Source organism: Pseudomonas sp. GW821-FHT02A08 (genome assembly GCF_059422045.1).
This window is the reverse complement of sequence record NZ_JBWKWD010000054.1, coordinates 22,799-29,805: the sequence shown is the minus strand read 5'-3', so window position 1 is coordinate 29,805 and position 7,007 is coordinate 22,799. Positions and strand designations below refer to the sequence as shown.

Annotated in this window: 6 protein-coding genes and 1 pseudogene; 4 read left to right on the top strand and 3 right to left on the bottom strand. The window is 62.4% G+C overall.

The genetic code is table 11. The annotated features are described in order from the left end of the window. Positions 1-88: 88 nt before the first annotated feature. Positions 89-865 carry an IclR family transcriptional regulator gene (locus AC07W4_RS26170; RefSeq protein WP_495034503.1) on the bottom strand — a complete coding sequence of 259 codons (777 nt, stop codon included), beginning with the start codon at positions 863-865 and terminating at the stop codon, positions 89-91. 175 nt (positions 866-1,040) lie between these two features. Here AC07W4_RS26170 and AC07W4_RS26165 point away from each other — a divergent pair, with 175 nt between their 5' ends. The 4 genes and pseudogenes from AC07W4_RS26165 to AC07W4_RS26150 all read left to right on the top strand — a co-directional run bounded on the left by AC07W4_RS26165 (position 1,041) and on the right by AC07W4_RS26150 (position 5,385). Then, complete coding sequence (locus AC07W4_RS26165) at positions 1,041-2,789, top strand: FAD-dependent oxidoreductase (RefSeq protein ID WP_495034502.1); 1,749 nt, start codon at positions 1,041-1,043, stop codon at positions 2,787-2,789. After that, positions 2,773-3,305, top strand: a pseudogene (locus AC07W4_RS26160) (aldo/keto reductase). Before AC07W4_RS26165 ends, AC07W4_RS26160 begins: the two are co-directional and overlap by 17 nt. Positions 3,306-3,531: 226 nt before the next feature. Continuing rightward, positions 3,532-4,425: a KPN_02809 family neutral zinc metallopeptidase gene (gene ypfJ, locus AC07W4_RS26155; RefSeq protein ID WP_495034501.1), complete on the top strand. Its 894-nt coding sequence runs from the start codon at positions 3,532-3,534 to the stop codon at positions 4,423-4,425. Beyond that, positions 4,426-5,385, top strand: a complete 960-nt coding sequence (locus AC07W4_RS26150) for an alpha/beta hydrolase (RefSeq protein WP_495034500.1) — start codon at positions 4,426-4,428, stop codon at positions 5,383-5,385. It begins immediately after the preceding gene. A gap of 141 nt (positions 5,386-5,526) precedes the next feature. On the opposite strand, the gene AC07W4_RS26145 is transcribed toward AC07W4_RS26150, so the two are convergent. Together AC07W4_RS26145 and tesB are read right to left on the bottom strand one after the other, a co-directional pair. Beyond that, positions 5,527-6,120 carry an HAD family hydrolase gene (locus AC07W4_RS26145; protein ID WP_495034499.1) on the bottom strand — a complete coding sequence of 198 codons (594 nt, stop codon included), beginning with the start codon at positions 6,118-6,120 and terminating at the stop codon, positions 5,527-5,529. Next, the gene (gene tesB / locus AC07W4_RS26140) at positions 6,117-6,986 is read right to left on the bottom strand and encodes an acyl-CoA thioesterase II (protein ID WP_008052431.1); all 870 of its coding nucleotides are present in this window, start codon (positions 6,984-6,986) and stop codon (positions 6,117-6,119) included. Before tesB ends, AC07W4_RS26145 begins: the two co-directional genes overlap by 4 nt. Between the last annotated feature and the right edge of the window lie 21 nt (positions 6,987-7,007).

The following is a 7,007-nucleotide window of genomic DNA, read 5'->3' as shown; positions in this document are numbered from 1 at the left end:
CGCGAATGCGGTGTGTCATGCGATCTGGATGGCGCTGACACACCGCATTCGCGAGCAAGCCCGCTCCCACAGTCGAATTGCACAGGCCTTAGTTGAACAACTCCGATGCCAGGCTCGCTGCACTCAACTCCTCGGTGTACGCCAGCAACAACGGCGCCAGCTCATGCAGACGCGCCCCCGGCATCCGCGCGCTCGGCCCGGCGATGCTGAGCACACCGATCACCCTTCCATCGCCGGGATGACGCACCACGGCTGCAATCGCCGAAGTGCCGACCGCCGAGCTCTCCTCGACCCAGGCGTAGCCCTGCTCCCGCGCCAGACGCAGGCGTTCGAGCAATTCGATGTTCGAGCGCGGCGCATTCGGCCCCACATGTTCCGGCACCTGCGCGCCCTGCCGCTCCACCAGCGACAAGGCTTCGGCATCGCTCATGCACGCCAGCCACGCATGCCCCGAGGCGGTGTAGAACAACGGCGCATCGCGGCCCATGTCCGGGTCGTAACGCAGACCGGAACGCGCGCCCTGAGATTTGGCGATCCAGGTTTGACGCTCGCCGTCGATCACCCCCAGGCGCACCAGTTCGCCGGCTTCCTGGGCCAGGCGGTCAAGCACCGGCTGCACGATGTCGGCACCACTGCTCGACAGGTAACGGAAGCCCATCGCCACCAGTTTGGTCGAGAGGTGATAACGCAAATTATCCGGATTCTGCCGCACGTAACCGAGGCGGATCAGTTCGGCCAACAGGCGATGAGTCGCGCTCTTGGGGATATCCAGCTGCTCCGCCAGGGTCTGCATCGGCAGGCCACGGGGATCGCTGGTGAGGCTTTCGAGCACACTGAAAACACGTTCGATCTGACTGCCGGCCATGGTCGCTTCCACGCAAAATTTGCTCGATTCTAGAAGACAACCGCACGAATGCGAAATCTGGAACTGAGCGTTCGATAACCGCCCGCTTTGCACCCTCCAGACTTGTTCAGCCTCAACAGATTCTTATATTTTCTGGAACCAGATTCCAAAACAATAAAACACCGGAGTTCAAACAATGCCTGCCCAAGCGCACTTTCTTCCCGACATCGACTGCGATGTGCTGATCGTTGGCTCCGGTGCGGCGGGACTGTCGGCGGCCGTGACCGCCGCGTGGCACGGGCTGAAAGTCATTGTGGTGGAAAAGGACCCGGTGTTCGGCGGTGCCACGGCCTGGTCCGGTGGCTGGGCCTGGGTGCCCTGCAACCCGCTGGCTCGGCGCGCGGGCATCGTCGAAGACGTTGAACTGCCGCGCACCTACCTGAAACACGAACTGGGCGAGCATTTTGATCCGGCGATGATCGACGCTTTCCTGGAAGCCGGCCCGCGGATGGTGTCATTCTTCGAGCAGCACACCTCGCTGCAGTTCGCCGACGGCAACACCATTGCCGACATTCATGGCGACACGCCCGGGGCCGGCACCGGTGGACGCTCGGTGATTGCCGCCCCTTACGACGCACGAAAAGCCGGCACACTGCTCAAGCGTCTGCGCAAAACCATGCGGGAAACTTCGTTCATGGGCATGCCAATCATGGCGGGGGCGGACCTCACGGCATTCCTCAACCTGACCCGTTCGCTGTCCGCGGCCTGGCACGTTACACGGCGTTTCAGCCGCCACCTGTTCGACCTCGCCATGCATGGCCGGGCGATGCAACTGGTCAACGGTGTGGCCTTGGTGGCGCGCCTGGCAAAATCCGCCGATGACCTCGGCGTGTTGCTCTGGGAATCAGCGCCCGTGACCCGATTGCTGCGCGAGAATGATCAGGTACGAGGTGCCGTGGTCATCACCGCCAAAGGCTCGGTACGCATCCATGCACGCAAGGCCGTGGTGCTCGCAGCAGGTGGTTTCGCTAATGACATCGAGCGTCGCAAGGCACTGTTCCCCCGCACACCGACCGGGCACGAGCATTTGGCCCTGCCGCCCCTCGGTGTTTGCGGCGATGGCCTGCGCCTGGGCGAAAGTGCCGGTGCCCGGGTCAATAGCGACATGGCGTCCGCCGTCGCCTGGGCGCCGGTCTCGCAAGTGCCGCACGGCGACGGCACCACGGGACACTTCCCGCACATCATCGAACGGGGCAAACCCGGCATCATCGGTGTGCTGAGCAACGGCCAGCGTTTCGTCAATGAAGCCAACGGCTACTACGATTACGTCACGGCCATGGTCGCCGCTGCCCCGCCGGGTGAAGAAGTGGCGTCGTGGCTGATCTGCACCCATGGCTTTCAACGTCGTTATGGCCTGGGCATCTCTCGGCCATTTCCGGTGCCGCTGTCATCCTTCATCCACAGCGGCTATCTGAAAACCGGCAATACCCTTGAGGAATTGGCTGCCGCCTGCGGCATCGACCCGGTGGGCTTGCGCAGCACCGTGTCGGAATACAACCGCCACGCGCGCAACGGCGAGGACCCGCAGTTCGGCCGAGGTTCCACGCCCTACAACCGCAAGCAGGGTGACGCACTGCAACGACCCAACCCATGCGTCGCGCCGATCGAACAAGGCCCCTTCTATGCCGTAAAAGTGCAGCCTGGCTGCTTCGGCACCTTCGCCGGGCTCAAGGTCAACCCACATGCCCAGGTCCTGGATGGCGCGGCGCACCCCATCGCCGGCCTGTACGCGGCGGGCGGCGACATGGCCAGCATCATGGGCGGCCACTACCCCGCTGGCGGTATCAATCTCGGCCCGGCGCTGACTTTCGGCTACATCGCCGCGCGCCATATCGCAGGCGTCACTGCTTATGAAAAGGAGATCGACCATGCAGCACATCGTTAATGCACAGGGCTTGAACATGCCGAAACTCGGCCTCGGCACCTGGCCAATGCTCGGTGAGGAATGCACCCGTGCCGTGGAGCAGGCTCTGGCCCTGGGTTACCGGCACATCGACACGGCAGCGGCCTACAACAACGAAGACGCTGTCGGTCAGGCGCTGGCGAACAGTCCGACACCCCGCGAGCAGATCCATGTCACGACCAAAGTCTGGTGGGATCAACTGCAACCCGACTCCATGCGCCACTGGCGCGCAACAAGGTATCCGACATCCCGGCCATCCAGCAGATCGCCGCGAAACACGGCGTACTGCCGACCCAGGTCGCGCTCAAATGGCTGCTCGATCAACCCAACGTGGCCGCGATTCCCAAGGCCAGCAGCGAGTCCAATCAACTGGCCAATCTCGCGGCGCTGGAGGTGCGACTGGATGATGAGGACCGTGCGTTGATCGCCAGCCTGTCCAAACGCGAACGCCAGGTCAGCCCTGACTTTGCGCCGGTGTGGGATGCATTCGACGAGTAATCCGCAAGACCGGCGATCGCCCTCACGATAAAAAACCATCGCCCGACGGAATTCGATGGGGTATCCGTGTTCAATACAAGCCTGAAATGTTCTCGGCAGCCCCTCGCGGGGTGCCGGGAATCAGCCTGTGCGCGAGAAAAAGACGGACGACCGGACTGGCGCCGCTCCCACTTGGCAGCAACACTCATCGCACGGAGCTTTACCCGGAACTGAAGAGGATTCCCACATGCTATGGAAAAAAGGCCGACGCAGCGACAACGTGGTCGACGCCCGTGGCGATGATGTTGGCGGCGGTGGCGGCGGCATGCGTTTTGGCGGTGGCAAGGGACTGAGCCTGACGGCGATCCTCCTGATTGTCGGCATCGGCTGGATCACCGGCCAGGATCCGATGCAGATCCTCGGACAACTGGCCGGGCAAATGGACCAGCAATCGGCGCCCGCCACCAACCAGAGCCGCAAGGCACCGCCGGTCAATGATGAAAGCGCGGAGTTCGTGCGTTCAATCCTTGGCGATACCGAAGACACCTGGGGCGCGATATTCCAGCAGGTCGGCCGCCAATATAAGGACCCGACCCTGGTACTGTTCAGCAACCGGGTGAATTCGGCCTGCGGCCTGGCCACCTCGGCGACCGGCCCCTTCTATTGCCCGGCCGACCAGAAGGTCTACCTGGACATGGCGTTCTTCCAGGAGATGTCCCAACGCTTTTCCGCCGCGGGCGACTTCGCCCAGGCCTACGTGATCGCTCACGAAGTCGGACACCATGTGCAGACCCTGCTTGGGGTGTCCGCGAAAATTCAGGCAGCACGCCAACAAGGCCGGCAGATGGAAGGCGACGGCGGTTTGCTGGTTCGTCAGGAACTTCAGGCCGATTGCCTGGCCGGTGTCTGGGCCAACAATGCACAGAAGCGCCTGAACTGGCTGGAACCAGGCGACATCGAAGAAGCACTGAACGCAGCGAACGCCATCGGTGACGATCGTTTGCAGCAACAGGGTCAGGGCCGCGTGGTCCCGGACTCGTTCACACACGGTACGTCGGCGCAACGGGTGCGCTGGTTCAAAACCGGTTTCGCCCAAGGCCAGGTAAGCCAGTGCGATACCTTTGCGACGAAAAATCTGTAAATGAAGAAGTGGTTGTTGGTTGTTCTGTTTACTTGTGCAACGTCCCAGGCCGCCGAGCATGGGGTCAAGGAACTCAGCTCAGGGCGCCTGCTGTTGAAATCAGGTGAAATCGCGGTGGGCATCAGCCCCGCCCCGGCAAAAATCGAACGGGTGCTGATCATCCTCCACGGTCGCTTGCGCAACGCGCAAACCTATCTGCAGAGCGGTGAGCACGCGGCCGAACTGGCCGGGCAAAGCGCAACGACCCTGGTGATCGCCCCGCAATTCCTCAATGAAACCGACATTGCGGTCCATCCGGTGGCCGACACCGTTCTGCGCTGGCAAGGCAATGAATGGATGGCCGGCGGCGAATCCACGGCACCGTTTCGACTGAGTTCCTACGCGGCGCTCGACGAAATCATCGCCCGCTTGGGTGACCGTCAGCAGTTTCCGGATGTGAAGCAAATCGTCATCGCCGGGCATTCTGGCGGCGCACAGGTGGTTCAGCGCTATGCATTGCTCGGTCACGCGCAATCCGACCTCGATGCGGCCGGCGTTCAGGTGCGCTACGTGATCGCCAATCCGTCCTCCTACGCTTATTTCGATGAGCGCAGGCCCGTGGCGTTCAGCCACGCCGGTTGCCCGAATTTCAATCGCTGGAAGTACGGGCTGGCGGATTTACCGGCCTACGCCGAAGGGCAAACCGCCGCGCAGTTGCAGGAAAGTTACCTCAAGCGTGAAGTCGTTTATCTGCTGGGGCAGCAGGACACCGACCCGAATCATCCGGCGCTGGACAAGAGTTGTGAGGCCAGGGCGCAAGGGCCATCTCGATTGGCCCGTGGGCGTTACTACTTCGATTATCTGAAGCGGCTGCAACCGCAAGGGTTGAAGCAGCAACTGATTGAAGTGCCCGGGGTTGGGCATAACGGGGACGGGATGTTTACCTCGCCGGAGGGGCAGAAGGCGCTGTTTGGGCAGTAGGTGTTGCACTGCCTGATCTGACGCCTTCGCGGGCAAGCACGCTCCCACAGTGATCTTCAGTGAACACTAACATTGTGTACTGCCGAGAACCCTGTGGGAGCGGGCTTGCCCGCGAAGGCGTCAGATCAACCAACCACTTCCTCAAGCCGACAGCATCTGCCGCAACTCGACACAATCCGCCGCATGCCAATCGGTCAGTTCCGGCCATGGATTATCCGGCAGATTCACCAGCACCGTGCGTGCACCCGCCGCTCGCCCGCAATCGAGATCGAAGCGGTAGTCACCCACCATCACCATCTCGCTCGCCGGCACCTTCCACGCTTCGGCCAGTTTCAACAGCCCGCCCGGATGCGGCTTGGGCGGCGCATCATCGCGACCCAATACATCCTCCAGCGCAAAACAGTCGGCCAGGCCAATGGCCGCCAGCGTGACATGTGCCAGCTCCCGGGCATTGCGCGTGAGAATGCCCAAACGGCAACCGCGCCCGGCCAACTCCCGCACCAGTTCCACTGCGCCCGGCGCCGGTTGCGAACCGAGGGCCAGGTCCCGTTCATGCTCCAGCAACCACGCGTGCTTGGCAGCGGCTTCATCGGCCGGCAGTGCGGCGAGATGGGTCAGGATGTCGTGTTCGGCAGGAATCGCCAATGCCACGCGAATCGCTGCGAAGTCGTGCACAGCCACCGTCAGGGTGCCGTCCATGTCGAACACCCAGTGACGCACGCCGGCCAGGCTCATGCCCAATCCTTGCGGTGACGGATCAAGCCTTCCTGAGTGACCGAGGCCACCAGTTGTCCGGCGCGATTGAACACGCTGCCTCGGGAGAATCCGCGCGAGTTGCCGGCCCACGGGCTGTCCATCGCGTAGAGCAACCAGTCATCGGCACGCAGATCCTGGTGGAACCACAGCGCGTGATCGAGGCTGGCGACCTGCATGTCCTTGTGCCAGACCGATTTACCGTGGGGCTGCATCGAGGTGACCAGCAGGCCGAAGTCCGATGCATAGGCCAGCAGGTATTTATGTAGCGCCGGCGAATCGGCCAAGGCGCCATCGGCGCGGAACCAGACGTACTTGACCGGATCGGAGGGCAACGGGTTGTAGGGATCTTTCTCGGTCACCGGGCGAAATTCGATCGGCTTGGGGCACAGCAGTTTTTCGCGCATTTTCTCGGGGATCAGGTGCGCGCGCTGCTGGGTGATCTCCAGCTCCGATGGCAGGTTTTCCGGGCCGACCACTTGCGGCATCTCGCTCTGGTGCTGGAAACCGTCCTCGTCGTACTGGAACGACGCACTGCAGGTGAAGATCGGGTGGCCCTTCTGGATCGCCGTCACCCGGCGCGTGCTGAAACTGCCACCGTCACGCACCCGGTCAACCTGATACACCACCGGCAATCCGGCATCGCCCGGACGCAGGAAATAGCCGTGCATCGAATGCACATGGCGCGCCTCTTCAACCGTCTGACTGGCCGCCGACAGCGACTGGCCGAGTACCTGACCACCGAACAGCTGACGAAAGCCCAGGTCCTGGCTGCGGCCACGGAACAGGTTTTCTTCGATCGGTTCCAGGGTCAGCAGGTCGACCAGATCATCCAACACTTGGCTCATTCAGATGCTCCTCACGCAAAA

Bases quoted from the DNA above. Each gene is read 5' to 3' on its own strand.
- AC07W4_RS26165 (WP_495034502.1), top strand. From the start codon at position 1,041: ATGCCTGCCCAAGCGCACTTTCTTCCCGACATCGACTGCGATGTGCTG.
- tesB (WP_008052431.1), bottom strand. From the start codon at position 6,986: ATGAGCCAAGTGTTGGATGATCTGGTCGACCTGCTGACCCTGGAACCG.
- AC07W4_RS26150 (WP_495034500.1), top strand. From the start codon at position 4,426: ATGAAGAAGTGGTTGTTGGTTGTTCTGTTTACTTGTGCAACGTCCCAG.
- AC07W4_RS26145 (WP_495034499.1), bottom strand. From the start codon at position 6,120: ATGAGCCTGGCCGGCGTGCGTCACTGGGTGTTCGACATGGACGGCACC.
- ypfJ (WP_495034501.1), top strand. From the start codon at position 3,532: ATGCTATGGAAAAAAGGCCGACGCAGCGACAACGTGGTCGACGCCCGT.
- AC07W4_RS26170 (WP_495034503.1), bottom strand. From the start codon at position 865: ATGGCCGGCAGTCAGATCGAACGTGTTTTCAGTGTGCTCGAAAGCCTC.